General features: G+C 63.1%; 22 protein-coding genes. 9 read left to right on the top strand and 13 right to left on the bottom strand.

Features of this window, described 5'->3' with window-relative positions; translation table 11 throughout:
• Window positions 1-48: 48 nt before the first annotated feature.
• A complete protein-coding gene (locus tag FHT69_RS06880; RefSeq protein WP_018495827.1) occupies window positions 49-204 on the bottom strand; it encodes a hypothetical protein in 156 nt (51 codons plus the stop codon).
• A 713-nt stretch (window positions 205-917) separates the two neighbouring features.
• Here FHT69_RS06880 and FHT69_RS06875 point away from each other — a divergent pair.
• Complete coding sequence (locus FHT69_RS06875) at window positions 918-1,172, top strand: GlsB/YeaQ/YmgE family stress response membrane protein (protein WP_047615234.1); 255 nt, start codon at window positions 918-920, stop codon at window positions 1,170-1,172.
• A 90-nt stretch (window positions 1,173-1,262) separates the two neighbouring features.
• Here the strand turns inward: FHT69_RS06875 and FHT69_RS06870 are convergent, their stop codons facing one another.
• Window positions 1,263-1,544, bottom strand: coding sequence for a hypothetical protein (locus FHT69_RS06870; protein WP_047615451.1), 282 nt, complete (start codon window positions 1,542-1,544; stop codon window positions 1,263-1,265).
• A gap of 219 nt (window positions 1,545-1,763) precedes the next feature.
• On the opposite strand from FHT69_RS06870, the gene FHT69_RS06865 reads away from it, so the two are divergent.
• From FHT69_RS06865 to glp, 5 genes are read left to right on the top strand one after another with little or no spacing between them, the layout of a single operon-like run.
• Window positions 1,764-3,656: a peptidylprolyl isomerase gene (locus FHT69_RS06865; RefSeq protein ID WP_063473960.1), complete on the top strand. Its 1,893-nt coding sequence runs from the start codon at window positions 1,764-1,766 to the stop codon at window positions 3,654-3,656.
• Between the two features lie 8 nt (window positions 3,657-3,664).
• Window positions 3,665-4,681, top strand: coding sequence for an anthranilate phosphoribosyltransferase (gene trpD, locus FHT69_RS06860; RefSeq protein WP_063473959.1), 1,017 nt, complete (start codon window positions 3,665-3,667; stop codon window positions 4,679-4,681).
• Between the two features lie 9 nt (window positions 4,682-4,690).
• Window positions 4,691-5,503, top strand: coding sequence for an indole-3-glycerol phosphate synthase TrpC (gene trpC / locus FHT69_RS06855; RefSeq protein ID WP_063473958.1), 813 nt, complete (start codon window positions 4,691-4,693; stop codon window positions 5,501-5,503).
• Between the two features lies 1 nt (window position 5,504).
• The gene (gene moaC / locus FHT69_RS06850; protein WP_047615240.1) at window positions 5,505-6,005 is read left to right on the top strand and encodes a cyclic pyranopterin monophosphate synthase MoaC; all 501 of its coding nucleotides are present in this window, start codon (window positions 5,505-5,507) and stop codon (window positions 6,003-6,005) included.
• The gene (glp, locus tag FHT69_RS06845; protein WP_063473957.1) at window positions 6,002-7,228 is read left to right on the top strand and encodes a gephyrin-like molybdotransferase Glp; all 1,227 of its coding nucleotides are present in this window, start codon (window positions 6,002-6,004) and stop codon (window positions 7,226-7,228) included. The genes moaC and glp overlap by 4 nt, the downstream gene beginning before the upstream one ends.
• Here glp and FHT69_RS06840 read toward each other — a convergent pair.
• From FHT69_RS06840 to FHT69_RS06815, 6 genes are all read right to left on the bottom strand, one after another.
• Window positions 7,197-7,901 carry a methyltransferase gene (locus FHT69_RS06840; RefSeq protein ID WP_183905117.1) on the bottom strand — a complete coding sequence of 235 codons (705 nt, stop codon included), beginning with the start codon at window positions 7,899-7,901 and terminating at the stop codon, window positions 7,197-7,199. The two genes, glp and FHT69_RS06840, sit on opposite strands and share 32 nt — an antisense overlap.
• 30 nt (window positions 7,902-7,931) lie before the next feature.
• Window positions 7,932-8,366: a GNAT family N-acetyltransferase gene (locus FHT69_RS06835; RefSeq protein ID WP_082849670.1), complete on the bottom strand. Its 435-nt coding sequence runs from the start codon at window positions 8,364-8,366 to the stop codon at window positions 7,932-7,934.
• Window positions 8,367-8,466: 100 nt separating this feature from the next.
• Window positions 8,467-10,434: a DEAD/DEAH box helicase gene (locus tag FHT69_RS06830; protein ID WP_063473954.1), complete on the bottom strand. Its 1,968-nt coding sequence runs from the start codon at window positions 10,432-10,434 to the stop codon at window positions 8,467-8,469.
• A gap of 99 nt (window positions 10,435-10,533) precedes the next feature.
• Window positions 10,534-12,390, bottom strand: coding sequence for a CHASE2 domain-containing protein (locus FHT69_RS06825; protein WP_097623423.1), 1,857 nt, complete (start codon window positions 12,388-12,390; stop codon window positions 10,534-10,536).
• 5 nt (window positions 12,391-12,395) lie between these two features.
• The gene (locus FHT69_RS06820) at window positions 12,396-12,914 is read right to left on the bottom strand and encodes a FecR domain-containing protein (RefSeq protein WP_063473952.1); all 519 of its coding nucleotides are present in this window, start codon (window positions 12,912-12,914) and stop codon (window positions 12,396-12,398) included.
• A gap of 125 nt (window positions 12,915-13,039) precedes the next feature.
• Entirely contained in the window at window positions 13,040-14,185 is a 1,146-nt protein-coding gene (locus FHT69_RS06815) for a citrate synthase (RefSeq protein WP_063473951.1), read from the bottom strand.
• 84 nt (window positions 14,186-14,269) lie between these two features.
• Here FHT69_RS06815 and FHT69_RS06810 point away from each other — a divergent pair, with 84 nt between their 5' ends.
• Window positions 14,270-15,358: a citrate synthase/methylcitrate synthase gene (locus tag FHT69_RS06810; RefSeq protein WP_063473950.1), complete on the top strand. Its 1,089-nt coding sequence runs from the start codon at window positions 14,270-14,272 to the stop codon at window positions 15,356-15,358.
• A 70-nt stretch (window positions 15,359-15,428) separates the two neighbouring features.
• Here the strand turns inward: FHT69_RS06810 and FHT69_RS06805 are convergent, their stop codons facing one another.
• The 4 genes from FHT69_RS06805 to FHT69_RS06790 form a co-directional block, all read right to left on the bottom strand.
• Window positions 15,429-17,057, bottom strand: a complete 1,629-nt coding sequence (locus FHT69_RS06805; protein ID WP_047615254.1) for a CTP synthase — start codon at window positions 17,055-17,057, stop codon at window positions 15,429-15,431.
• Between the two features lie 143 nt (window positions 17,058-17,200).
• On the bottom strand, window positions 17,201-17,704 hold the full coding sequence (secG, locus tag FHT69_RS06800) for a preprotein translocase subunit SecG (RefSeq protein WP_047615256.1): 504 nt from the start codon (window positions 17,702-17,704) through the stop codon (window positions 17,201-17,203).
• Between the two features lie 139 nt (window positions 17,705-17,843).
• Complete coding sequence (tpiA, locus tag FHT69_RS06795; RefSeq protein WP_063473949.1) at window positions 17,844-18,614, bottom strand: triose-phosphate isomerase; 771 nt, start codon at window positions 18,612-18,614, stop codon at window positions 17,844-17,846.
• 126 nt (window positions 18,615-18,740) lie between these two features.
• A complete protein-coding gene (locus FHT69_RS06790; RefSeq protein ID WP_047615259.1) occupies window positions 18,741-19,637 on the bottom strand; it encodes a phospholipase in 897 nt (298 codons plus the stop codon).
• Window positions 19,638-19,845: 208 nt separating this feature from the next.
• On the opposite strand from FHT69_RS06790, the gene parE reads away from it, so the two are divergent.
• Window positions 19,846-21,948: a DNA topoisomerase IV subunit B gene (gene parE / locus FHT69_RS06785; protein WP_063473948.1), complete on the top strand. Its 2,103-nt coding sequence runs from the start codon at window positions 19,846-19,848 to the stop codon at window positions 21,946-21,948.
• A gap of 96 nt (window positions 21,949-22,044) precedes the next feature.
• Here the strand turns inward: parE and FHT69_RS06780 are convergent, their stop codons facing one another.
• Window positions 22,045-23,211 (bottom strand): acyltransferase family protein, encoded by a 1,167-nt coding sequence (locus tag FHT69_RS06780; protein WP_063473947.1) that lies wholly within the window; start codon window positions 23,209-23,211, stop codon window positions 22,045-22,047.
• A 563-nt stretch (window positions 23,212-23,774) separates the two neighbouring features.
• On the opposite strand from FHT69_RS06780, the gene FHT69_RS06770 reads away from it, so the two are divergent.
• Window positions 23,775-24,911, top strand: a complete 1,137-nt coding sequence (locus FHT69_RS06770) for an esterase-like activity of phytase family protein (RefSeq protein ID WP_183845447.1) — start codon at window positions 23,775-23,777, stop codon at window positions 24,909-24,911.
• Window positions 24,912-24,939: the final 28 nt, after the last annotated feature.

Genomic DNA, 24,939 nt, shown 5'->3' with positions numbered 1-24,939 from the left:
TTGAAGCCCGCCTCACCCCTGGCGGGCTTTTTTAGCGATTAATACGCATCACTTCTTGGCGCCGGCCGAAAGCACCCGATGGGTCGCGTTGTCCATTGCGTGGCTCGCTTCCTGTCCATCCTTCTTCAGCCCGTATGCGGTATTGCCGCAGCCGGAAAGGGTGAGCAGGCAGATGCAGGCGATGGCGATTGCAGCTTTTGACATCGAGTGTTTCCCCCGGATCGAATGGCTTCTGGATAAAATGATGCGCTTCGTGGCAAAATCAATCCGTCGGGGCTGGCATGACGGCGAAGTTATTCTGAACTCCGTCCATCACCGGAATTGCTTCATTTGCGCCTGGAAACAAATTTCGCCCCGCCACGGAATTAATCCTGCGTATTTCCAACGGAGCGAACGGCCGATGGGTTGGGTTAATCCCAAAACGCCGTAAAATATTGAAGTGCACTCCCCCGGAGGCATTGTTTGTCATCGCGAGTTTGACCGCAGTCTTTTCAAAGCAAGAAAAACATTCACTAGTCATCTATCGCACGACTCGTCGCCAGCTATTCGAGTATTTATTAATCCGTGTCGCAAAAGAACAGGTTGTGTCATTTTGATATCTTAAGTTTTACTCAAATGCAGCGCTTAACTATTTATTAGTAATAATCTTGCGCGTCGTCCGCTTCAGCTTATGCTTTAAGCATAGGGGAGAGGAAAGATGTTTACGAAAAGTCTGATCATGCCTTTGGGATTCGCAATTCTCGCCATATCAGGCCTGCTGTTTCAGATAGCCGCCTACGTGCTGAACTTCCCGGTCACCGTGCTGCAGCCCTGAGTCACATAAGTTGCTGAACCCGCAAGCAATCTCGGTAACTGGGAGTGGAACTTCCTCTCGTTTCGTGCATTCTGTGACTCGTTTTGCCAGGAGGGAGATAACCATGGAAAACGCAGGCGTGGGTTGGATTGCAGCCATCATCATCGGCGGTATCGCCGGATGGCTGGCGGAAAAGGTCATGAGCAGCAACATGGGCTTGCTCATGAACATATTGCTCGGCATCGTCGGCGCCATTGTCGCCAACTGGATCCTGGGTCTGTTACACATCCAGCCGCTTGCCGGTTGGCTGGGCTATCTGATCACCGGTTTTATCGGTGCCTGCATCCTGATTTTCATCGGCCGTCTCATCCGCCGCTGACCCCGGCCGCTGGCCTCAATCTGCGCGTTAGACATATCGAAAGCCGGGCGTTGATGACGTCCGGCTTTTTCTTGAGCTCTGAATTCCCGTTCAGCGGCGGCTGAGCAGGCCGAACACATAGGCAATGCCTGCCGTCACCGCGAGTGCCATGAGCGGTTCTTCGCGCACCTTGTCGCGCAGCCGTTCGGTCATTACCGAAGCCTCGTCCGTCACCGCCGATTTTGCGCCCTGCCCCAGCGCGACAACGCTTTCCGTCAGCCGGGAGAGATCGTTGCGAAGGGCTGCGACCTGCGCCGACAGATCGTCTGCTGCGATATCAGCCTTGACACGCGCGGCGGTGGATTCGGCGGAAGCGGTTTTCAATTCTGCCATGGTCTGCTCCTGTTTCATGGGATGCCGCTTCAACGAAATGGCGGCCCGAAAAGTTCCGCCGCAACCGATCTTTTGTTCGCCGCAAAGCCGCCGCGGCCGGGCAGCCGCCTTGTGCAGCTTTTCGCGCGACAAACCCTTCATTTCCTGTCGGGTTTGTTTTAAGGAACGTCGAATGTCCGCCGGCGCGCGGCTCAATGATACTGCGAGGTTTGCGTTTCCATGTTCCATATCCTGAGAAGAGCTGCTCAGACCTGGGTTGCCAAGCTCCTGCTGCTTTTGCTCGTCGTCTCCTTCGGTGTCTGGGGCGTGTCGCATGAGCTGTTAACGGGCGGCAACAGCACCACGGTCGTGACCGTCGGCGATCAGCATGTGGACGTCAACGAATTCCACCTCGCCTATCAGCGCCAGGTGGCAAGCCTCAGCCAGCAGTTCGGCATGCGCCTCACCCCCGAGCAGGCCCGCGCCTTCGGCATCGAGCAGCAAGTGCTTGCCCAGCTCGTGGCCGGCGCCTCGCTCGATCAGCTAGCCGAAGACATGAACCTCGGCCTGTCGGAGGATCGCCTCGCCCAGCTGATCGCCGACGATCCGGCTTTCAAGGCCGTCAACGGCCAGTTCGACCGTGAGCTCTTTGTCTCGCGCCTGCGCAATGCCAACATCCGCCAGGACGACTACATCAAGGAGCGCAGCAAGGTCGCCGTCCGCAGCCAGGTCGTCGATGCCATCTCGAACGGATTCACCGCGCCGAAGACGCTGGTCGACGCCTTGAAGCTTTATGGCAATGAAAGCCGCAGTGTCGATTACCTGCTGCTCACCAACGCCAATATCGAGCCGATCAAGGCGCCCGCCGACGACGTGCTGGCGACGTGGTTCGAAGGTGTCAAGCAGCGTTATCGGGCGCCAGAATACCGCAAGCTCATTTATCTCAAGCTGCAGCCCGCCGATATTGCCGACGCTGCAACCGTCACCGACGATCAGATCCACGAAACGTTCGACAAGAGCAAGGATATCTACCGCACACCGGAAAGCCGCACCATCGAACAGTTGACCTTCGCCAGCAAGGATCTTGCCGCCGCCGCCGAAACGGCGCTGAAGAGCGGCACCAGCTTCGATCAGTTGGTCTCCGACCAGGGCAAGACGGCAAGCGACGTGCTGCTCGGCGAATTCACCAAGGACAAGGTTCCCGACCAGGCCGTTGCCAATGCAGCCTTCGCGGTTTCGCGCGATGGCGGCACGACGCCTGTGGTCGACGGCTCCTTCGGGGCCGTCATCCTGCGCATCACCAACATCAAGCCGGAAACGGTGAAGAATTTCGACGAGGTGAAGGAGGATATCCGCAAGCAGCTGGCGCTTTCCAACGCCTCTCAGGAGGTGATCAACGTTCATGACCGCATCGAAGACCTGCGCGCCGGAGGTTCCACGCTCGAGGATATCGCCGGTCAGCTGAAGCTCCAGGCCGTCACCGTCGATGCCGTCGACATGACCGGCGCCGACAAGGAAGGCAAAGAGGTCAAGGATCTCCCGGCCAAGCAGCAGCTGCTCGGCGAAGCCTTCAAGACCGAGGTCGGCGTCGATGCGCCGCCGCTGCCGATCGGCAATGACGGCTATGTCTGGTTCAACGTCCTTGAAATCACGCCGGACCGCGATCGCCCGATCGCCGAGGTGCGCGAAAAGGCCGTCGAGGACTGGACCGCCGAACAGCAGAAGGCCGAGCTCGCCAAGAAGGCCGACGCATTGAAGGCCGAGGCGGCGAAGGGCACGGCACTTGCCGATATCGCAACGCCGCTCGGCATCGCCGTCGAAAGCAAGAGCGGTGTCACCCGCTCCACCGACGATCCGGTGCTCGGCCGCGCCGGCGTCACCGCCGCCTTCTCCGGCCCGGTCGATACGGTCGCGAGCGCCGTGGGCGCCGATCCCTCGACGCAGATCCTGATGAAGGTCACCGAGGTCAACAGTGAGCCGACCGGCGACGTCCTGAACAACCGCGATGCCCAGATCACCGCCATGGCCAATGCCGCCGGCGACGACATCCTCGATCAGATGGTCAACCTGCTGCAGACGCAATACGGCGCGCAGATCAACCAGAAGCTCGCCGAACAGGCGACAGTCCGCTAGGAGGCCTTATGACCGATCTGAAGCCGTTCCTGGCCAAGGCCGCAAGCCGCGAGCCGCTGACGCGTGACCAGGCTCGCGCCGCCTTCGACATCCTGATGTCGGGCCAGGCGACGCCCTCGCAGATCGGTGGCTTCCTGATGGCGTTGCGCGTGCGCGGCGAAACCGTCGATGAGATCGTCGGCGCCGTCACCGCGATGCGCGCGAAAATGCTGGCCGTCGAGGCGCCGGCCGATGCGATCGACATCGTCGGCACCGGCGGCGATGCCAGCGGCACCTACAATATCTCGACGCTGGCGGCGCTGATCGTCGCCGGCGCCGGTGTCCCCGTCGCCAAGCACGGCAACCGGGCGCTGAGTTCGAAATCGGGCGCGGCCGACAATTTGGCCGCACTCGGCGTCAAGCTCGATGTCAGCCCCGAGATCATCTCCCGCTGCATCGCGGAGGCCGGCGTCGGCTTCATGTTCGCGCAGATGCATCATTCCGCCATGCGCCATGTCGGCCCCTCCCGGGTCGAACTCGGCACGCGCACGATCTTCAACCTGCTCGGCCCGCTCTCCAATCCGGCCGGCGTCCGACGCCAGCTGCTCGGCGTCTTCTCGCCGCAATGGCTGGTGCCGCTCGCCGAAGTCATGCGCGATCTCGGCTCCGAATGCGTCTGGGTGGTCCATGGCGACGGCCTCGACGAGATCACCACCACCGGCGTCACACAAGTCGCGGCGCTCGAGGACGGCAAGATCCGCACCTTCGAGCTGTCGCCCGCCGATTTCGGCGTCAGCCCTTGCGTGCTCGCCGACATCAAGGGCGGTGACGGTGTTGCCAACGCCGCAGCGCTTCGCGAGGTGCTCGGCGGCGCCAAGAATGCCTATCGCGATGTCTCGCTCGCCAATGCCGCCGCCTCACTGGTCATCGCGGGCAAGGCCGGGACGATCCGCGACGGCATGACGCTTGCCGCGCAGTCGCTGGATAGCGGCGCCACCGCGCTCGCCCTCGACAAACTCATCGCCGTTTCCAACGATATCGACTAGGATTGCCCGATGACCGATATCCTGAAGAAGATCGAACTCTACAAGCGTGAAGAGATTGTCGCCGCAAAGGCGACGGTGTCGCTCGCCGACTTGAAGGCGATGCAGGCCGGTCAATCCGCCCCGCGCGGTTTTCACAAGGCGCTCGTGGCCAAGCGTGATGCCGGCAATTTCGGCCTCATCGCCGAGATCAAGAAGGCGAGCCCCTCGAAGGGTCTCATCCGTCCGGATTTCGATCCGCCGTCGCTGGCGAGCGCCTATGAGGCCGGCGGTGCCGCCTGCCTGTCCGTCCTGACCGACAGGCCGAGCTTCCAGGGCGCGCCGGAATTTCTAACGGCCGCCCGCGCGGCCTGCGCGCTGCCGGCACTGCGCAAGGATTTCATGTTCGAGACCTATCAGGTGCACGAGGCCCGCGCCTGGGGCGCCGACTGCATCTTGCTGATCATGGCTTCGCTGTCGGATGATGAAGCCGAGCGCCTGCAGGACGAAGCCTTCGACCTCGGCATGGACGTTCTGGTCGAGGTCCACGACGCCGAGGAGATGGAGCGGGCGCTGAAGCTCTCTTCGCCGCTCGTCGGCATCAACAATCGCAATCTCCGCACCTTCGAGGTCAGCCTCACCGTCAGCGAGGCGCTTGCATCAATGGTGCCGGACGACCGGCTGCTGGTCGGCGAAAGCGGTGTCTTCACCCATGCCGATTGCAAAAGGCTGGCCGCCAGCGGCATCAACACCTTCCTGGTCGGCGAAAGCCTGATGCGCAAGGACGACGTGGCGGCCGCCACCCGCGCACTGCTCTTTGGCGAAGCCGTGCTGGCGGCCGAGTGAGATGGGCAGCGAGAAGCCCCGTCTGACCCATATCGGCGCTGCCGGCGAAGCCCATATGGTCGATGTCGGCGACAAGGCGGAAACGGTCCGCATCGCCACCGCCGAGGGCCACGTGCGCATGGCCGAGCAAACCCTGAAGCTGATCCGTGACGGCAACGCCAAGAAGGGCGACGTCATCGCCACCGCCCGCCTTGCCGGCATCATGGCCGCCAAGCAGACCGCCAATCTGATCCCGCTCTGCCATCCGCTGATGCTAACCAAGGTGACGGTCGATATATCAGAGGACGCCGCTCTTCCCGGCCTGCGCGTTACGGCCATGGCCAAGCTGACCGGCAGGACCGGTGTCGAGATGGAAGCGCTGACGGCCGTATCAGTCGCTTGTCTCACCATTTACGACATGGCCAAGGCTGCCGACCGGACGATGGAAATCGGTGGCATCCGGCTGCTGGAAAAATCCGGCGGCAAGTCAGGCGATTTCCGTCATCCGGAGGCCGGTCGATGAGCCTGCTGCCCGTCGCCGAGGCGCAGAACCGCTTGCTGTCGCGCGCCAAACCTGTCGAAACCTCCGAGACGCTCGACCTTGCCGAGGCCGAGGGCCGTGTGCTAGCCCGCGATCTCACGTCAAAGCTGACGCAGCCGCCGTTCGATTCCTCCGCTATGGATGGTTATGCCCTGCGCCGCGACGATGCACCGGAGCCCGGCGCCGTGCTGAGGTTGATCGGCACCTCGGCTGCCGGCCGTGCCTTCGAAGGCGAGGTCGGCAAGGGCGAGACTGTTCGCATCTTCACCGGCGCCCCGGTTCCCTCGGGCGCCGATAGCGTGCTGTTGCAGGAGGATGCCGAACGGCTGGACGACGGCACCATCCGCACGACATTCCCCGTGCGTCAGAACCAGCATGTGCGCCCGCGCGGACAGGATTTCGTCGAGGGCGAAGCCGTGCTGCCGGCAGGCACGATACTCGATTTCACCCGGCTGACGGTTGCCGCCGGCATGAACAATGCAACGGTGGAGGTACGACGCAAGCCGCTGGTCGCCATCCTTGCGACCGGCGACGAGCTGTTGCCGCCAGGCAGCCAACCCGGCCCGGCGCAGATCATCGCCTCGAACGGTTTCGGCATTGCCGCCCTCGCCCGCAAGGCCGGCGCCGAGGTGCTCGATCTTGGCATTGCGCCTGACGACCAGGCAGCCATCACCGCCGCGATCGGCAAGGCTGAGGCGGCCGGCGCCGATGTGATCGTGACGATCGGCGGCGCCTCCGTCGGTGACCACGATCTAGTGCGGGCGACGCTGACGGCTGCCGGCATGGAACTCGATTTCTGGCAGATCGCCATGCGGCCGGGCAAGCCTCTGATGGTCGGCAGTCTCGGGCCGATCCACGTGCTCGGCCTGCCCGGAAATCCGGTCTCCAGCCTGGTCTGCAGCCTGCTGTTCCTGGAGCCGCTGATCCGCCGGCTCGCATCGCTGCCGCCGGTGCGGCGCGAGGCGACAGCCGAGACAGCCATATCGCTGCGAGCCAACGATCATCGCCAGGATTATCTCCGCGCCAGACTGGCGAAATCGGCCACGGGCGGCTGGATCGCCGAACCATTCGGCAAGCAGGATTCCTCGATGATGAAGGTCTTCGCTGCGGCCGACTGCCTCGTCATCCGCCCGCCGCATGCGGGTGAATTGCCGGCCGGCGCACCCTGCCCGGTCATGCTGTTGCGGCCTGACCTCCTGGCATAATCCCCGCCTTCAACTGGTGCCGGAGCGTGAAGACCCCTGCCGGCACCGCCCCGCCGCCCGTGCCGGCGCCGAAATCGGCAACGGCATGGGTCGCGATTCGACTCAATTCTCCCTGAGGCAGATAGGCCCTCTCGGGATCGCCGATCAGCACCTCGATGCCGCTTGCCTGACAGCGCGACAGGAACGCCATCACCCGCAAGGCAAGGGCGGGTTCGTAGAACAGGTCGCCAACCACGAGAAGGTCTGTCTCCGGCGGCGGTTCATCGATGATATCGGCGGCGACGGCCACGATGTTCACATCATTGATCGCCGCGTTGAGGCCGGTTGCGGCAATGGCATTGGCATCGATATCGACCGCCGTCACCGCCACTGCGCCGGCTTTGGCCGCCGCGATGGCGACGAGCCCGGAGCCGGCGCCGAGATCGAGGACACGGCGGCCCCCGACCGTCTCCGGCTGGTCGAGCAGATGGCGGGCAAGCACAGCGCCGCCGGCCCAGGGATAGGCCCAATAAGGCGCCGGATCGGCTTCTCCGGGGCCTGCAAGCCGCCAGAGCCCGCTCGCGGGGCCTGCGGTATGCAGCCGGATCTCGGGAATGCAGGGAACGGCTGATATCGGCAGATTGGCCTTGATGAAGGCGACTGGATCGGGTTGCGAGATGACCGGGCATTTCATTGTCTCTCCTGCCTGGCTGAGCCCGATGGTTCAGTAGTTCTTCATGGCGAGATGCGGCATGCCACCATCGAGAAATTCCGTGCCATAGGCGACGAAACCGAAACGTTCATAGAGCGGTAGCTTGCCGGCCTGCGCTGTGAGATAGAAGCGGTTGTCGCGCGCGCTGCGATGCAGGTCCATCGCCCGCCCGATCATATCAGCCGCGATGCCGCGCCCGCGCCATGGGTGGGCAACCGCGACACGGCCGATCTTCACATGTTCCTCGGCGTAAATGACCCGCAGCGTGCCGGAGACTTCGCCCGCCGTGAGGGCGACGAGATGGTGGGCGCTGAGATCGTCGGCATCGAATTCTTCGGCTTCGGGAACCTTCTGCTCATGCACGAAAACGGCACGCCGCAGCCGGAAGGCCTCATTGCAGAGCATACTGAAAACCGGAACGCTGAGGATCGTTGTTTCCACCATCACAGGAGCTCCCCGAGGAATACGACCCAAGGCCCTTCGCCCGAACTGGCGAAGGGGTCCCGCGATTCAAACTGCTGCAGCATCCAGCGCTGTAGCAGCAAGATCAGCCGGGCTTCTTTTTTGAAAATTTGGCCTTCGGTCCGCCGCCCTTGCCCTCATATCTGGGGGCCTCAGATCTGGCGCCTTCGAATTTCGGTTTGTCGAATTTCGGCTTGTCGGATTTGGGTCCATCGAAAGCAGGCTTGCCCGGCTTTTTGCTCCAGGGCTTGCTGTCCCGTGTTTCCCCGCCGGCATTGTCAGCCGCAGCATATCCGCCGCCCGGACCCTTGCCGAACTTGTTCTTCGGGCGCTCGCTGCGGAACGAGTCGTCCGGGCGCTCGTCACGGGATGGCTTGCCGGCATAGGGTTTCGGCGACGGCGCCCGGCTGAAATCCGGTGTGCCCGAAAGCCGGGTCACGCGGATGCCGCGTTCGAGTGCCTTGTTCGGTCCGATCGCCGCCTGGAAGCTTTCGGCGCTCGCCGCGGCGATCTCCACGAAAGTTTCCTCGGGCTGCATCTTGATCGCGCCGATCTCGCGCTTCGTCACATTGCCGTTGCGGCAGAGCATCGGGATCAGCCAGCGCGGCTCGGCATTCTGCTTGCGCCCGACCGAGATAGAGAACCAGACGCTGGCGCCGAAATCCTCACGCGGTCCCTTCTGCGCAGGCTCGTACGGCTCGGCATTGTCGCGGCGCTTGCGGTTGCGCTCGTCCTGCACGGTAACCTCAATGAGATCCTCCGGCGCCGAATGATTGGTGCGGTATAGACGCAGAAAGGCGGCGGCAAGCTTTTCGGCGCCGTGGCTGGCGAGAAGCTGCTGCACCAGCCCCTGTTCTTCTTCCTGCGGTGTTTCGTTGAAGATCGGGTCGGCAAGCAGACGTTCGTCGTCGCGCTCGCTCACCTCCTCGGCCGAAGGCGGCCGCGCCCAGGCAGCCGAAATTCCGGCATTTTCGAGCAGGCGCTCGGCCTTGCGACGTGCGTTCAGCGGCACGATCATGGCGCTGATGCCTTTACGCCCGGCCCGGCCGGTGCGGCCACTGCGGTGCAGCAGCGTTTCCGGATTGGTCGGCAGGTCGGCATGGATGACGAGATCGAGACCCGGAAGGTCGATGCCGCGGGCGGCGACGTCGGTCGCGATGCAGACGCGGGCACGTCCGTCGCGCATCGCCTGCAGCGCATGGCTGCGCTCGTTCTGCGTCAGCTCACCGGAAAGCGCCACCACGGCGAAATTGCGGTTGTTGAACCGCGCAGTCAGATGGTTGACGGCAGCGCGCGTCGAGCAGAAGACGATGGCGTTGGTCGCCTCATAATAGCGCAGCACGTTGATGATCGCGTTCTCGCGGTCGCTGGGCGCCACCATGAGCGCGCGATATTCGATATCGACATGCTGCTTTTCCTCGGCCGCGGTGCTGATGCGCACGGCATCGCGCTGGTAGCTCTTGGCAAGCTTGGCGATCGCCGCCGGCACCGTTGCCGAAAACATCAAAGTGCGGCGTTCGTCCGGCGCCGAATCGAGAATGAATTCCAGGTCCTCGCGGAAGCCGAGATCGAGCATCTCGTCGGCCTCGTCGAGCACGGCAGCCTTCAGCTCAGACATATCGAGCGCCCTGCGGCGGATATGGTCGCAGAGCCGGCCGGGCGTGCCGACGACGATATGGGCGCCGCGCTCGAGCGAGCGACGCTCGCTGCGGATGTCCATGCCGCCGACGCAGCTTGATATCACCGCGCCGGTCATTTCGTAGAGCCATTCGAGCTCACGCTTCACCTGCAGGGCAAGCTCGCGCGTCGGGGCGATGACGAGGGCGAGCGGCGCGCCGGCATTGCCGAAGCGCTCTCGGCCTTCGAGCAGCGTCGGCGCCAGCGCCAGGCCGAAGGCGACAGTCTTGCCGGAACCGGTCTGGGCCGAGACCAGCGCATCGGAAGCGGCGAGCGCCGGATCGAGCATCGCCTTTTGCACCGGGGTGAGTTCGGCGTAACCGCGCTTCTGCAACGCCTTGGCGATCGCCGGGACGACGCCGTTGAATTCTGTCATGGGTTCGATCTTTCGGAGCTGTCAGGCGCGTGACTGCGCCATGGCCGGAGCCAGCCGGCGGGGTATTTGCGCCGTTCCTAACCGCTCCCGCGGCGATTGTCAAAGCGTGCGGCTACGCCACAGCCACGCGTCGATGTGGCTCGCCCGGCCGCGCAGCGTCGTTTCCAACGGTCCCTCCATCCGGCCGGACTGCGCAAGCATGCTGTCGGGGCCTGCCGCGCGGACGATTTCGGCGCTCAACGCCAGCTCGACGCCATGGCGGGCGGCCACTTCCATCAGGCGGCTGCCGACATTGATGGTGTCGCCTGCCGCGGTGATCTGCTGCCGGTCGCCGGTACCGAGACGCGAGGCGACGATCGGCCCGCAATGGGCGCCGACCTTGAAGCCGATCTTCTTTTGGGCGAAGCCCGCATGCGCTTGAAGCCAGGCCCGCGTGCGCTCACACAGGCTCACTGCGCAGGCAGCAGCCCGGGCGGCATCGTCATCGGAGGGTTCCGGCAGGCCGAACAGGATCATCGCCCCGTCGCCCATGAAGCTGGTGATGGCGCCGCCATGGGCGCGCGCCTCCTCATCGATCAGTTCGAAGAAGCCGCTCAGCACCTTGCTCACCGCCACCGGTCCGACGGTTTCGCTGAGGCCGGTAAAGCCCGAGAGATCGATGAAGATGACGGCGGCGTTCTGGCGCACCGGCGTGGCGAGGAAATTCGGATCGCGCGCCAGCCACTCGCCGAGGCCGGGCGCCTCGATGCGCTGCAGGAGCGCGCTCTGTTCGGCATAATGGCGGGCGCGGCCACGGTCGCGCCAGAGTTCGGCCGCGCCGAAGATCAGCGCCGGCGGCAGCGCTGCGGCGATCGGCAGCGCCGCACTCAGCCAGTAGCCATGCGCATAGGCCGACAGATTGAGCATCGCCCAGACGATGAGCGTCAGCACGATGATGACATAGCCTGCCGCACTGCGGCGCCAGGCGACCAGCGAAACGAGCACGACCGTCAGACCGATGGCGGTGGCGGCATCGATCAGCCTTATCCTGTGGTCGCGCACCATGCCGTCGCCGGTGACGAGATGGGTAATCGCCGTCGACATTACCTCGACACCTGGCATGACGGGATCGAACGGCGTCGGAAAGACGTCGCCGCCACCGGTGACCGTCGAACCGATGACGACGATGCGGCCGGCGATCGCATCCGCCGAAAGCTTGCCATCCAATGCATCGGCGGCGCTGAAGGTGGCGATTCTGCCGTGGCCGCCGTAGAAGGTCACCGGCAGCCGCTGGCCGATATCTGTGGGAATGCGCAGCTTTCCGAGCATGATGGCGTCGGGTTCGATGGTGGGATTGACTCCGAGCGCCACTGAAGCGACACGCAGCGGAAAAGCCGGATCCAGCCGCTCTGCGGTACGCGAGATCAGCGGAATGAAGCGCGGCGTGCCGGTCTGGTCGGTTGCGACATTGACGATGCCGACCGCGGCTGCCTCGGCGAAACGGGGAAGCGGCAGGAGAAGCTGGTTTGCCTCAGGGATGGCGGCAAGCGGATCGTCGGCGGTATCGCTCACGCGCTGCCGACTCTGTGCAAAGGTGGCCGCAGCCGCAATCACGCTCGGTCCCCGGCGAAGGGCTGAGGTCAGTGCCGCGTCGCCCTCCTCCGGCCCCGGATCGACCAGCAGAATATCGATGGCCACGGCTTTCGGCTTCAGCGCGGTGATCGCCTCGATGAGGCGCGCAAGCGTCGCCCGATTTAGGGGATAACCATGCGCCCCGGCGGTGCGGTCGTCGATCGCAACGATCGAGACAACAGGAGGCGGTGTCTTCGCCCCGACGATGACGCTGCGGATATCGGCAAGCGAGGCCTCCATCCGGTCGAGAATGCCGCTTCCGGCATTAAGATTGGTATAGCCGAGTGCTGCCGCCCAAAGACCGGCGAGCAGCATCGCGATCACAGTCTGCAGGCGATGGTTCATAGGATTTATTGGCCGAGGCGGGCAAGAAGGGCGGCGGCGCGCAGCGCCGGCCAGCGACGCACGACGAGGGGTTCGGTTCCGCCGCTGACATCGACGCCCTCACCCGGCGACAGCACCACCGGCTCGCCGGCCGGCCGGCGGACCGCGACGCTGCCTCTGACGACCAGCACCGAGGTCTTGCCACCCGCGACATCGACAGCCCATTGAGTGCCGCGCACGGCGGCGATCGCCTGCGGCGTCACGACCTGGAAACCGCCGGCATGCTGCGTGCTGTCGACATCGACGAGGATCGCCTTGCGGCGCAACGCCGCCGAATCAGGGCTGCCGTCCCGGTTGCGGTCGACGAGGCTGTAGACCGCGCCGGCCTCCGCCGTTACCGTGACACCACCTGGACAACTGAGCACCTGGCGGGCGCCGGCATCACGCGAGACCGTGCAGCCGGCAGACTGCGCAACGGCCGCCCCATGCGGAATGAGGCCGACAGCGAGTGCGGCGGCAAGCAGGCTACGAAGCGTCCTATTCATGGAAAGTCCCCTTGACCGCGCGGGACAGCTTTTCGAAAGCGCCCCGCCAACCGTCTTCTTCCATGTGCGGCATGATAGCCGAATTCGGATATTTCCCTAGGCAAAAAAGCGAAGCGGCGGAATTCTTAAGTTCTGCGGTCCGTTTCAGGTGCCGGTCCGACATAACGCGCCCGCGGCCGGATCAATTCGCCGCTGTCGATCTGCTCCATCGCATGCGCAAGCCAGCCGGCGGAACGGGCAAGCGAGAAAATGATGATCGGCGCCTCCCTCGGGAGATCGAAAGCGGCTGCCATCGCAGCAAGCGCGAAATCGACATTGACCCTCTCGCCGACCATCTCCTCGCCGGTTTCCCGAACCGCTGCAAACTGCGGCGGCAGGGGAAAGTGCGGCAGCAGCGCCAGAGCCCTGATGTCGCCATCGGGATAGAGCGGATGGCCGAAGGCCGACAGGCGATTGCCCTGGGCAAGCGTGCGGCGGATCGCCTGCTCCGCCCCAAGGGCGGCTGCTGCCTCGATCAAGGCGTCGACGCCCTGCCAGGCGGCCCCATGCAGCGGTCCTGTCAGCGTCGCCAGTCCCGAAAGCACGGCGGCGGAAAGGGCCGGACCCGCCGATGCCGTGACCCGCGCCGCGAAGGTGGAGGCGTTGAGTTCATGATCGGCCATCAGCACCAGCGCGCGGCGCAGGCAATCGGCAGCATCCGGCCGCCGCCAGCTGGCAGCAAGCCGCAGATGCAACGGCTGCTCCGGCGGCCCCGGGGCCAGCGCATCGGCGAGGGTGCAGAGAACCCCGCCTGCTTCACGGCGAAGTGCGGCCTGTGAGCGGCCGAGCGACGGCAGATCGGATGTCACCCGTCCTGCCAACGCCCGGAAGGCCGCCTGAAGCGACGGAGAGGTATTTCCGGTTCTGCTCCCGGAGAGGAAGGCTTCCGCGCCGTTCCAGAGCAGTGCTGCCGTCTGCTCCAGCGTCGCGACGTCAGCGAAATCGGCCGCATCCCGGCCGCGATAGAAAAGCCGTCCGCCTGTGATGGTCGAGATTGCCGAGGGGAGAACCGGATCGCCCCACCTTATCGTCTCGGCCGCAACCGTTTCGGCCTTGCGGCGGCCGGCATGGCGTTCGGCAAGCCTCTGCACGTCGCTGGCCTGGTAAAGGCTGCGGCGCGGATCGGAGGGATCGGGCTTGGCGTGGATGCGCCCGCGGCTGACATTGGCGTAGAGCGTCTGCGGCTTGGTCTTCAGCGCCTGTAGCGCCTCCTCGGCGGTCAGCCACGACATCGGAACCTCATATTGATCATTTACATCAAGATTGACGTCAATGAGACTAGGTCGGATCATCCGTGGCGTAAAGGAGAAAACAACATGACGAATGGCTTGGAAGATGTCATCGCCGCCGAAACGCAGCTCTCGGATGTCGATGGCGAAGCGGGACGGCTGATCATCCGTGGCGTATCGCTGGATCATCTGGTCGCAGACGGTACCTATGAAGGCGTCGCCGTCCTGTTGCTCGACGGGCTGATGGAACGAAGCTTCGATGAAGCCGAATTGCGCGGCTGGCTCGCCAAAGCGCGAACCGGGGTGTTCGACCATATCAAGGCTGCCGATGCCGCACTGCTCGCCCTGCCTCCGGTCGATGCGATGCGAGCGCTGATCGCCCGGCTGCCCGACGGCGAGGATTTCGATACCGCGCTCAGCCTTCTGGCGGCGCCCGCAGTCTTCCTTCCGGCGGTTCTGCGCATGCAGCGCGGCAAAAAACCGATCGCGCCCGACGCTTCGCTGCCGCAGGCGGCCGATATCCTGCGCATGCTGACCGGAAAATTGCCGAGCAGAGAGCAGACGGCGGCACTCGACGCCTATCTGGTGACGATATCAGACCATGGCCTCAACGCCTCGACCTTCGCATCGCGCGTCATCGCCTCGACACAGGCCGGCCTCACCTCGTCCGTGCTCGCAGCACTGAGCGCACTGAAAGGACCACTGCATGGCGGCGCGCCCGGTCCCGTGCTCGACATGCTGGATGCAATCGGAACGGCGGAAAACGCTTACCCGTGGCTCGGCGAAGCGCTCGACCGCGGCGAACGGCTGATGGGCTTCGGCCACCGTATCTATCGTGTCCGCGATCCGCGTGCCGATGCGCTGAAGGGCGCACTGAAGCCGCTGATATCAACCGGACAGGTCAACAGGGCTCGCAGCGCGCTGGCGGAAGCGGTGGAGGCTGCTGCATTGTCGATCCTCAAGGCGCGCAAGCCGAACCGGCCGCTCGACGTTAATGTCGAGTTCTATACCGCGCTGCTGCTCGAAGCCCTCGGCTTTCCGCGTCAAGCCTTCACCGGGGTCTTTGCGATCGGCCGCACCGTCGGCTGGCTGGCGCATGCGCGCGAACAGGCGCTCGACGGCCGGTTGATTCGCCCGCGTTCTGTCTATATCGGGCCGTTGCCGGCCGCGGCTTGAAGGTTGATCCGGCAGAGCATCCGGACCTAATCCAGATCGCGCCTAACCGCGCGATCTGGTGCGACTTTCATCAGACGAGACGGCTCTGTTCCGTCGCCGCTTCGATGAAGCTGGCAAACAGCGGATGCGGGTCGAGCGGCCGGCTCTTCAGTTCCGGGTGATACTGCACGCCGATGAACCAGGGATGATCGGGATATTCGATCGTCTCCGGCAGCACGCCGTCCGGCGACATGCCGGAGAAGACGAGGCCGCAGTTCTCCAGCCGGTCCTTGTAGTCGATATTGACCTCATAGCGATGGCGATGACGCTCGGAAATATCGGTTGAGCCGTAAATCTCCGAGATCTTCGTACCCTTCTTCAGCGCCGCCTTGTAGGCGCCAAGGCGCATCGTGCCGCCGAGATCGCCGGCCGCTGTCCGCTTCTGCAGCTCGTTGCCCTTGATCCATTCGGTCATCAGGCCGACCACCGGCTCTTTCGTCGGGCCGAATTCCGTCGAGGATGCGGCCGGCACATCGGCAAGATTGCGCGCCGCCTCGATCACCGCCATCTGCATGCCGAAGCAGATGCCGAAATACGGCACCTTGCGCTCGCGGGCAAAGCGGGCCGCATGGATCTTGCCTTCCGAACCGCGCTCACCGAAGCCGCCCGGCACGAGGATGCCGTGCACCTTTTCGAGATAAGGCGCCGGATCCTCCTTTTCGAAGACCTCGGATTCGATCCATTCGAGCTTGACCTTGACGCGATTGGCGATGCCACCGTGATGCAGCGCCTCGATCAGCGACTTATAGGCATCCTTGAGGCCGGTGTATTTGCCGACGATCGCGATCGTTACCTCGCCTTCCGGCGTGCGGATCCGATTGCAGACCTCTTCCCACTGGTCGAGGCGCGGCTTCGGCGCCGGCTCGATGCCGAATGCGGCGAGCACTTCGTCGTCGAGACCTTCCCGGTGGTAGGCCATCGGCACGTCATAGATGTTGGCGACGTCGAGCGCCTGGATGACGGCGGACGGACGCACGTTGCAGAACAGCGACAGCTTGCGGCGCTCTGCCTCCGGAATTTCACGGTCGGCGCGCACCAGCAGGATATCGGGATGAATGCCGAGCGCCTGCAGTTCCTTCACCGAATGCTGGGTCGGCTTGGTCTTGAGCTCGCCGGCCGCCGGAATATAGGGCATGAGCGTCAGGTGGACATAGACAGCGGTGCCGCGCGGCAGGTCATTGCCGAGCTGGCGGATCGCCTCCATGAACGGCATCGCCTCGATGTCGCCGACCGTACCGCCGATCTCGCAGATGACGAAGTCGTAGTCGTCATTGCCCTCGACAACGAAATCCTTGATCTCGTTGGTGACGTGCGGGATGACCTGCACCGTCGCGCCGAGATAGTCGCCGCGCCGTTCCTTGTCGATGATGTTCTTGTAGATGCGGCCGGTGGTGATGTTGTCGGTCTTGGTCGCCGAACGCCCCGTGAAGCGTTCGTAGTGACCGAGATCGAGATCGGTTTCCGCGCCGTCGTCGGTGACGAAGACCTCGCCGTGCTGGGTCGGGCTCATGGTGCCCGGGTCCACGTTCAGATAGGGATCGAGCTTGCGAAGCCTGACCCGATATCCACGGGCCTGCAGCAACGCTCCGAGAGCCGCGGCCGCGATTCCTTTTCCGAGAGAGGAAACCACGCCGCCAGTGATGAATACGTATCGCGCCATGGGATTCACCGGATACCTTTTCAAAAACGATTCCACCAGCCCAAAAATTCTTTTCCAGAACTTTCGGAGCGTGACGCGGGAATCTGAACAAAAGAAAACCGGCAGACCCGAGGGCCTGCCGGCGGTTTATGTCGAAGACCGGTTTATTGTCCCGTCGGGACACCGGAGGGCTGAGCCGGCGCGGCCGGAACTGCCGGGGTAGTCGTTGCAGGTGCGGTAGCTGCCGGGGCCTGAGTCACCGGAGCGCCAGTTACGGGAGCTTGAGCGGCGGGAGCCTGCGGTGCGGGCGTCGCAGCCCCGCTGCTCGGAACGCCGTTGCCGGCCGGCTGACTTGCCGGAGCCTGTGCGCCGCCACCGAGCGAATCGAGAATACCGTTGCCCTGGCCGCTTGTTGCCGGAATGCGGTCGAGAATGTCGCTCGGGCGGCCTTCGTAACGCGTCAGAATGCCGAGGCCGAGCGAAGTCAGGAAGAACAGGGTCGCAAGGATCGCGGTCGTGCGCGTCAGCGCATTAGCCGTGCCGCGGGCCGACATGAAGCCCGAACCGCCGCCGATGCCGAGGCCGCCGCCTTCCGAGCGCTGGATGAGCACGACGCCGACGAGGGCGAGCACGATCATGAGATGGATGACAATCAATACTGTCTGCATGGGTCCAGTCCTGCCCGCCTGGAGACGGACAAAGTTAAGAATTCTGGCGGCTCTTTACATGAGGCTTTGATCTATTCCAAGCCCTTCGGCCCGGAATACGCCCTGGAATAAACGAATAAACCCAGGAATAAACAATGCCTCAGGCGAGCAGCGCCTCATAGGCCCGGTAGATGGCGAGGAAGTCTGCCGCTTTCAAGCTCGCCCCGCCGATCAGCGCGCCGTCGACATTGGCGATGCCCATCAGCTCCCCGGCATTGGCCGGCTTGACCGAGCCGCCATAGAGCAGACGCATCTTGCGGCCTTCATCGCCGAAGCGGGCCACAAGCTCTGCCCGCATGAAGGCGTGCGCCTTCTCGACATCGCCTGATGTCGGCGTCACGCCGGTGCCGATCGCCCAGATCGGCTCGTAGGCGATGACGGTGTTCTCGGCGGTGGCGGCGTCCGGAACCGAGCCGGAGAGCTGGCGTTTGATGACATCGAGCGCCTGGCCGGTCCGGCGTTCATCCGCCGTCTCGCCGATGCAGATGATCGCCGTCAGCTCCGCGGCGAAGGCGGCTTCCGCCTTGGCGCGGACCAGATGATCCGTCTCGGCATGGTCGGTACGCCGCTCGGAATGGCCGACGATGACATAGGTGCCGAAACAATCGGCAATCATGTCGGCCGAAATGTCGCCGGTATGGGCGCCGGATGGCTTCTGGTGGCAGTCCTGAGCGCCGATCGCCAGCGGACTGTCGGTGCAGAGCGCCGTCGCCACATAGAGCAGCGTCGTCGGCGGGCAGATCAGCGCTTCGACCTTGTCAGCCAGCGGCGAACGAACGCCCTCGGCGATCGCCTTGATCTGATCCAGGGAGGCACGCATGCCATTCATTTTCCAGTTTCCCGCCACAAGCGGGCGCACGTCAGGTGTCATGCCAGCCTTCCAAAATCTGCTTATGCCTTGGGCAATATCAAAAGCGCGCGGCAAAGAAAAGCATCATGCCCTTGACGTAAGGGGAATCTCAGCGGTCCCGCGTATATTTCTGCCGAAAACCAGCCGCTAACTGGCAAGAATCCAGTTCAACACGTTACGCCAGTCGATCATCCGGATCGGCGTCCCGTGATTGCCGGTCTGAAACAGCGTGAAGCGCGTCGGATATTTCGCCTTGTGCAGGTTTTCGAACAGCGCCTGCTGGTTGGCGGCGGCGTAGACCGGATCGCGGCTGCCATGGGCAAACCACAGCGGCAGCTTCGCCTTGTAGAAGGCGCTCCTGGTGAAATCAGGGTCAGTGACCCCGCTCATAACAAGCATGCCCTTCAGCCGCTTGACGCTGTCAGCGTCGCGCGCAATGCCCCAGCAGACCTGGCTGCCCATCGAGGCGCAGGAAAGGATGATCGGCCGGCCGGGCGATTGCGCGCCGGCATAGCGGATCAGGCTGGCAATTACGGCAACGCCGCTACTGTCGAAACTCCTGACCGTCGGCGAATAATAAACGCCGCCATTGCCGGCGACCAGGTTCTTCAGCCGATTGAAATTGCCGCCGAAGCTGTAGTCGTTGGCCCCGAGCCGCCGGTCGCCGTCGCGGCCATGGATGAAGATCACCGTGAAGGCGGCATTCCCGGCCGGTCCCACCCTGGTGACATCGAGCATGACGCCATCGAGAGACAGCGTCTCGTCGGCTTGGGCCTTGCGGATGCCGAGCGCCACATATTTCTGCTGCACCCGCTTTTGCGGGATCTGGTCGCGGCCGTTGATATCGCGCATCTCGTCATAGTCGAGGACCTCGAAGGCGCCGTCATCACCCGTCTGCAGCACGGTCTGCTTCGAAAACAGATCGTCCTTGAAGGGCGGCAGCGCATCGGCTGCCTGCGCGCCGACGGCGGAGAGGACGGCTACGGACAAGAAAAACGCCGCAATTGCGGTGATGATGGTGCAATGACTTGTGGACATTCGCATTCGGATGGTTCCTGAAGCCTGCCGCCGCTTGCCATTCCGCGCCCGGCAACGCAAATCATTTGGGAAAAACCCGCCAAGTCAGGCGGTGTCGCGTATAGAGGTGCTTTCTGGCAAAATCTGCCTGATTCGCAAACGTGGCATGAAATGCGGTGATTTTGGGTCGACGGGAATGCCAGACCTAAGACAGGATGAAGATCTGAACGGCTCCATGGACGATAGCAACGACCTTTTTTCCGGAATGCCCCTCTCTGAAAAACGCGAGGAGGCGCAGAAGCCTGCCGCTCTGGCCGAGCGGCCGTCGGTAACGGCTGCGCCCGCCGTCGCTGCAGCGCCCTCTGCTGGCGGGGCGTCAGCGCGTCCGGCGCCCGCCGCCTCCAACTCGGATGAATACGGTGCCTCGTCGATCCGCGTCCTCGAAGGCCTCGAGCCGGTGCGCATGCGCCCGGGCATGTATATCGGCGGCACCGATGAAAAGGCGCTGCACCACCTGTTTGCCGAAGTCATCGACAATGCGATGGACGAGGCGGTCGCCGGCCACGCCAATTTCATCGAGGTCTATCTTGATCTCGAGGGTTATCTCACCGTCTCCGACAACGGCCGCGGCATCCCGGTCGAGAACCATCCGCAGGTGCCGGGCAAGTCGACTCTCGAAGTCATCATGACCAAGCTGCATGCCGGTGGCAAATTCGACGGCAAGGCCTACGAGACCTCGGGCGGCCTGCACGGCGTCGGCGTCTCCGTCGTCAACGCGCTTTCCGACGACCTCGAGGTCGAAGTGGCGCGCAACCGCAAGCTCTACCGCCAGCGTTTCTCCCGCGGCCTGCCGCAGGGTGGGCTCGAAGAGCTGGGCGACGTCCACAATCGCCGCGGCACCCGCGTGCGCTTCCATCCCGATCCCCAGATCTTTGGGGATCACATGAAGTTCGATGCCGCCCGCGTCTTTCGCATGGCGCGCTCGAAGGCCTATCTGTTCGGCGGCGTCGAAATCCGCTGGAGCTGCGAGCCGGGCGTGCTGCCCGAAGGCTCCGAGGTGCCCGACAAGGCGGTCTTCCACTTCCCCGGCGGCCTGAAGGATTACCTGCAGGCGACGATGGGCAAGGAGTTCACCGTCACCCGCGAGATCTTCGCCGGCAAGACCGAGAAGGTGAGCGGCCACGGCTCGATGGAATGGGCGATCACCTGGTATGGCGGCGATCCGCAGGTGCATTCCTACTGCAACACCATCCCGACCCCCGAAGGCGGCACGCATGAGGCCGGCCTGCGCATCGCGCTGACCAGGGGCCTGAAAGCCTATGCCGAGCTGACGCAGAACAAGCGCGCCGCCCAGATCACCACCGATGACGTCATGATCTCGGCCGTCGGCATGCTGTCGGTGTTCATCCGCGAGCCGGAATTCGTCGGCCAGACCAAGGACAAGCTTGCCACCGTCGAGGCCCAGCGCATCGTCGAGAATGCGCTGCGCGATCCCTTCGACCATTACCTTGCCGACAATCCGAACGAGTCAGCCAAGCTGCTCGACTGGGTGATCGAGCGCGCCGAGGAGCGTCTGCGCCGCCGCAAGGAAAAGGAAGTCAACCGCAAGACGGCGGTGCGTAAATTGCGCCTGCCCGGCAAGCTCGCCGACTGCTCGCAGAACACCGCCGAGGGTGCCGAACTCTTCATCGTCGAGGGCGATTCGGCAGGCGGTTCGGCCAAGCAGGCGCGCAACCGCGCCAACCAGGCCATTCTGCCGCTGCGCGGCAAGATCCTCAACGTGGCCAGCGCCGGCCGCGAAAAACTCGGCGCCAACCAGCAGCTCGCCGATCTCATCCAGGCGCTCGGCTGCGGCACACGCTCGAAATACCGCGACGAAGACCTGCGCTACGAGCGCATCATCGTCATGACCGATGCCGACGTCGACGGCGCCCATATCGCCTCGCTGCTCATCACCTTCTTCTATCAGGAGATGCCGGAACTGGTGCGCGGCGGCCACCTCTTCCTCGCCGTGCCGCCCCTTTACAAGATCACCCAAGGTTCGAAATCCGCCTATGCCCGCGACGACAACCATCGTGCCGAGCTGATGCAGACGGAATTCAAGGGCAAGGCCAAGGTCGAGATCAGCCGCTTCAAAGGTCTCGGCGAGATGATGCCCGCCCAGCTCAAGGAAACCACCATGGACCCGTCCAAGCGCACCCTGCTCAAGGTGCTGATCGACGAGGTGGATTTCGAGGGCACCCGCAGCGCCGTCGACGATCTGATGGGCACCAAACCGGAAGCCCGCTTCCGCTTCATCCAGGAGCGCGCGGCCTTCGCGGAGAATCTCGATATCTAGAGCAGGGCGATACCTGCCAGCTAGTTTGCTTCAATAATCGCGCTCATCGGACCGAACCGTGTCCAAAAAGCAATGGCCGGCTTGAAAGCAATTAAACTAGCTCAAGGGAAACTTGCGGCCCAGGTACGCGCGAAGGGGCGCATCGAAGCAACCGTGTAAAAAATGTGCCACACCGACAGCGACCAGGAGCGTCCCGCTCACCGTGACCGGCAATGGAATGAAGCCATCGGTGAGGTTTTGGAAATGATCGCCGAACTGAATAACAGGCAGATGGACGACATACAGGGGATAGGACAACTGCCCGAGATAGGCAGCGAACGGCCGCTCCGCGCCCTGCGGTACTGCTGCAGCTAGCGCGACCACGATCGGAATTATGACCGCGATGCAAGTGAAATCGTAGACGTCACTCGGGACGGCAAAGGGGAAAAATAGCACGGCGATCAGGACGAAAAGCGGGATCTGAGGTGGAACAGCCCCGACGCGACGATGGATATTCCAGCGGAAGATCAAGACGCCGGCAAGAAACGAAAAGCCGACCCTGACAAATCCTTCGAAGAATGCTCGCCAGTTCGCAAAACCAACCGGCCCGATAGCACCCTCGAACATGACAACTTGGAAAAGCGCTGCGGCCAACAACGCGAAGACCGCTATCTCATGCCAAAAATGTATCCGACGGTGAGCGACTGAGCCGTAAACCACGCTAGCGACCATATCAAAGCAGATGGACCAGAGTGGGTTGTTGATCGCGAAGGCCTCCTGCCCTACCAAGAGTCCCAGGGGCAATAGGAATAATGCGCCCACAGCAAGAATCGAGACCTCGGCGAGAGCAATATTGGGCGTCAAAGCAAATTGCGACGCGAGGACGCCCAAGGCGACGCCAACCACCATCATGGGATAAAGCCGTACCACGCGCTTCAGCAAGAATGCCCTGCTCCCCAGAGCACCCGCCTTTAGCTTTTGGTCGTATCCATTTGCGAGAACGAAGCCACTCAGGCAAAAGAAGAAATCCACGGCCAAGGAGGGGTGGGAGTTGAGCCGAAAGCTGAAAAGCTGGCTGGCATGCAAGAGAACCACTGATAGCGCAGCCAGTCCTCGAAGCTCATCCAGAAAGATAAAGCGGTCTTTCGCTTGACCTGCACCGTGACCTAGATCCTGCGTATCGCTCGGACCGGGACGCGCAGCCGCAGGGAATACGGAACGGGCTAATGCGTCGGCAGTGGTCAGGAGCCTGTCTTCCCCTGGTCTTTGATCAAAGCGCCGCATCTTTCTTATTCTTCCTTGAGCGCCCGTGCGACCTGATCCATGAACGGCTTCGTCAGATAGGCCAGCAGTCCGCTCCTTGGTCTGTATGAAAGCTTCGACCGGCATGCCGGGTACAGCCGTGACCTCGCCAAGCCTCTGCCATCTACGTCGGAAATCTCGGCTTGGACGTCAGAGTTGCTGAGACCCGAGCGTTGATCTGCCGCCTCGCTGGTCTCTCACGTTGATCACAGATACCATCTGCGAAGTTGTAATTCAGCGCCGATGACCTCAAAAAGAAGACTACAAATTGAATTTGCAATTGCAAGGTAATTTCTGTTTTTCCCGCATTAGGAGAAACAATGTGATAAAAATGCACTCTAGATCGAAAGCGCTGAATGCGCTTGTGGTACGGGTGAAAACGGTTCGGCGCACCGCATTTTAGCATCGACGATTTCACGGAACTGACGAAGAACCGTAACAACTCCTTCAAACAACCGGCGCATGAAGCGGTCGGCGCGCGTTCCCCTTGAGGGAGCGGCGGCGCCGTTTCGAACCGTTTTCAAACCCCTTGCCGGATATTTGTCATGACCAAGCGTTTTCTCGCGGCTGCCGCTTTCGTTTTCCTGTCCAGCACCGGCACCGTCAGCGCCACCGAGATCGGCGCCACCGTCGAGACCGCCTGCCCCTTCGGCGATTGCGCCGCCGGCATATCGCTCTCCTATCTCGGCGAATTTGTCATCCCCACGGGCCATATGGAAAACGGCGTCGAATTCGGCGGCATATCAGGTCTCGATTTCGATGCCGCCACCGGCCACTACATCGCCATCAGCGACGACCGCTCGGAAAGAGGCCCTGCCCGCTTCTATGAACTCGACGTCGATGTGGACGCATCGGGTCTCAAGAACGTTTCGGTGGTCAAGCAAGTCACTTTGAAGGATAAGAACGGCAAGCCCTTCGCTGCCAGGACCGTCGATCCGGAATCGATCCGCCTCGGCAAGGACGGCATCTATTGGGGCAGCGAAGGCGACGGCAAGACGTTGCTTGCACCCTTCGTCCGCGTCGCTTCGCCGGACGGTTCCTTCGTCCGCGAATTCAAGTTGCCGGAGGGCTTTGCGCCGACCGCCGACAAGTCGACCGGCATCCGCGACAACCTCGCCTTCGAGGATCTCGCAGTCGCGCCCTCGGGCGATGTTTTCGTCGGCGTCGAAGCTGCCCTCTACCAGGACGGCCCGAACCCCTCACTGACGTCGGGCAGCCTGTCGCGCATCATCCGTTACGACGGCGCCACCGGTGAGCCGAAGGCTCAGTACGTCTACCCCGTCTCGCCGATCCCGCAGGCCGCCACCAAGGCCGAAGGCGGCAATGACAACGGCATGTCCGAGATGCTTGCCCTCGACGATCATCGGCTGCTCGCCGTCGAGCGCAGCTATGCCCAGGGCTTCGGCAACACCATCAAGATCATGATGATGGATCTGGCCGATGCCACCGACGTATCAGCCATCCCGTCACTCGCCAAAAACGACCAGCGCGTCGTCCCTGCCCGCAAGAGCCAGGTCCTTGATCTGAGGGCCATCGGCCTTGTTCCCGACAATATCGAGGCCATGTCGCTGGGCAAGGCCAAGGACGGCGCCGATGTCCTCATTCTCGGCTCTGACAATAATTTCTCGCCCAGCCAAAAGACGCAATTCTACGCCTTCAAGGTCTTGCGCCGTCCGCAGTAGTAAGACGTTCGATTCTGAGAGTCGAATA

The organism is Rhizobium sp. BK008, from assembly GCF_014197345.1.
In the GTDB taxonomy this organism is placed as follows: Bacteria; Pseudomonadota; Alphaproteobacteria; order Rhizobiales; family Rhizobiaceae; genus Rhizobium; species Rhizobium anhuiense.
Note: the sequence above shows the minus strand (reverse complement) of the source record. Positions and strands in the feature narration are given on the sequence as shown.

Bases quoted from the DNA above. Each gene is read 5' to 3' on its own strand.
- FHT69_RS06865 (WP_063473960.1), top strand. From the start codon at position 1,764: ATGTTCCATATCCTGAGAAGAGCTGCTCAGACCTGGGTTGCCAAGCTC.
- FHT69_RS06780 (WP_063473947.1), bottom strand. From the start codon at position 23,211: ATGCGGCGCTTTGATCAAAGACCAGGGGAAGACAGGCTCCTGACCACT.
- FHT69_RS06830 (WP_063473954.1), bottom strand. From the start codon at position 10,434: ATGACAGAATTCAACGGCGTCGTCCCGGCGATCGCCAAGGCGTTGCAG.
- trpC (WP_063473958.1), top strand. From the start codon at position 4,691: ATGACCGATATCCTGAAGAAGATCGAACTCTACAAGCGTGAAGAGATT.
- moaC (WP_047615240.1), top strand. From the start codon at position 5,505: ATGGGCAGCGAGAAGCCCCGTCTGACCCATATCGGCGCTGCCGGCGAA.
- FHT69_RS06790 (WP_047615259.1), bottom strand. From the start codon at position 19,637: ATGCGAATGTCCACAAGTCATTGCACCATCATCACCGCAATTGCGGCG.
- FHT69_RS06805 (WP_047615254.1), bottom strand. From the start codon at position 17,057: ATGGCGCGATACGTATTCATCACTGGCGGCGTGGTTTCCTCTCTCGGA.
- glp (WP_063473957.1), top strand. From the start codon at position 6,002: ATGAGCCTGCTGCCCGTCGCCGAGGCGCAGAACCGCTTGCTGTCGCGC.
- tpiA (WP_063473949.1), bottom strand. From the start codon at position 18,614: ATGACACCTGACGTGCGCCCGCTTGTGGCGGGAAACTGGAAAATGAAT.
- FHT69_RS06770 (WP_183845447.1), top strand. From the start codon at position 23,775: ATGACCAAGCGTTTTCTCGCGGCTGCCGCTTTCGTTTTCCTGTCCAGC.
- FHT69_RS06840 (WP_183905117.1), bottom strand. From the start codon at position 7,901: ATGAAATGCCCGGTCATCTCGCAACCCGATCCAGTCGCCTTCATCAAG.
- FHT69_RS06870 (WP_047615451.1), bottom strand. From the start codon at position 1,544: ATGGCAGAATTGAAAACCGCTTCCGCCGAATCCACCGCCGCGCGTGTC.
- FHT69_RS06875 (WP_047615234.1), top strand. From the start codon at position 918: ATGGAAAACGCAGGCGTGGGTTGGATTGCAGCCATCATCATCGGCGGT.
- trpD (WP_063473959.1), top strand. From the start codon at position 3,665: ATGACCGATCTGAAGCCGTTCCTGGCCAAGGCCGCAAGCCGCGAGCCG.
- FHT69_RS06825 (WP_097623423.1), bottom strand. From the start codon at position 12,390: ATGAACCATCGCCTGCAGACTGTGATCGCGATGCTGCTCGCCGGTCTT.
- FHT69_RS06810 (WP_063473950.1), top strand. From the start codon at position 14,270: ATGACGAATGGCTTGGAAGATGTCATCGCCGCCGAAACGCAGCTCTCG.
- FHT69_RS06815 (WP_063473951.1), bottom strand. From the start codon at position 14,185: ATGTCGTGGCTGACCGCCGAGGAGGCGCTACAGGCGCTGAAGACCAAG.
- secG (WP_047615256.1), bottom strand. From the start codon at position 17,704: ATGCAGACAGTATTGATTGTCATCCATCTCATGATCGTGCTCGCCCTC.
- FHT69_RS06880 (WP_018495827.1), bottom strand. From the start codon at position 204: ATGTCAAAAGCTGCAATCGCCATCGCCTGCATCTGCCTGCTCACCCTT.
- parE (WP_063473948.1), top strand. From the start codon at position 19,846: ATGGACGATAGCAACGACCTTTTTTCCGGAATGCCCCTCTCTGAAAAA.
- FHT69_RS06820 (WP_063473952.1), bottom strand. From the start codon at position 12,914: ATGAATAGGACGCTTCGTAGCCTGCTTGCCGCCGCACTCGCTGTCGGC.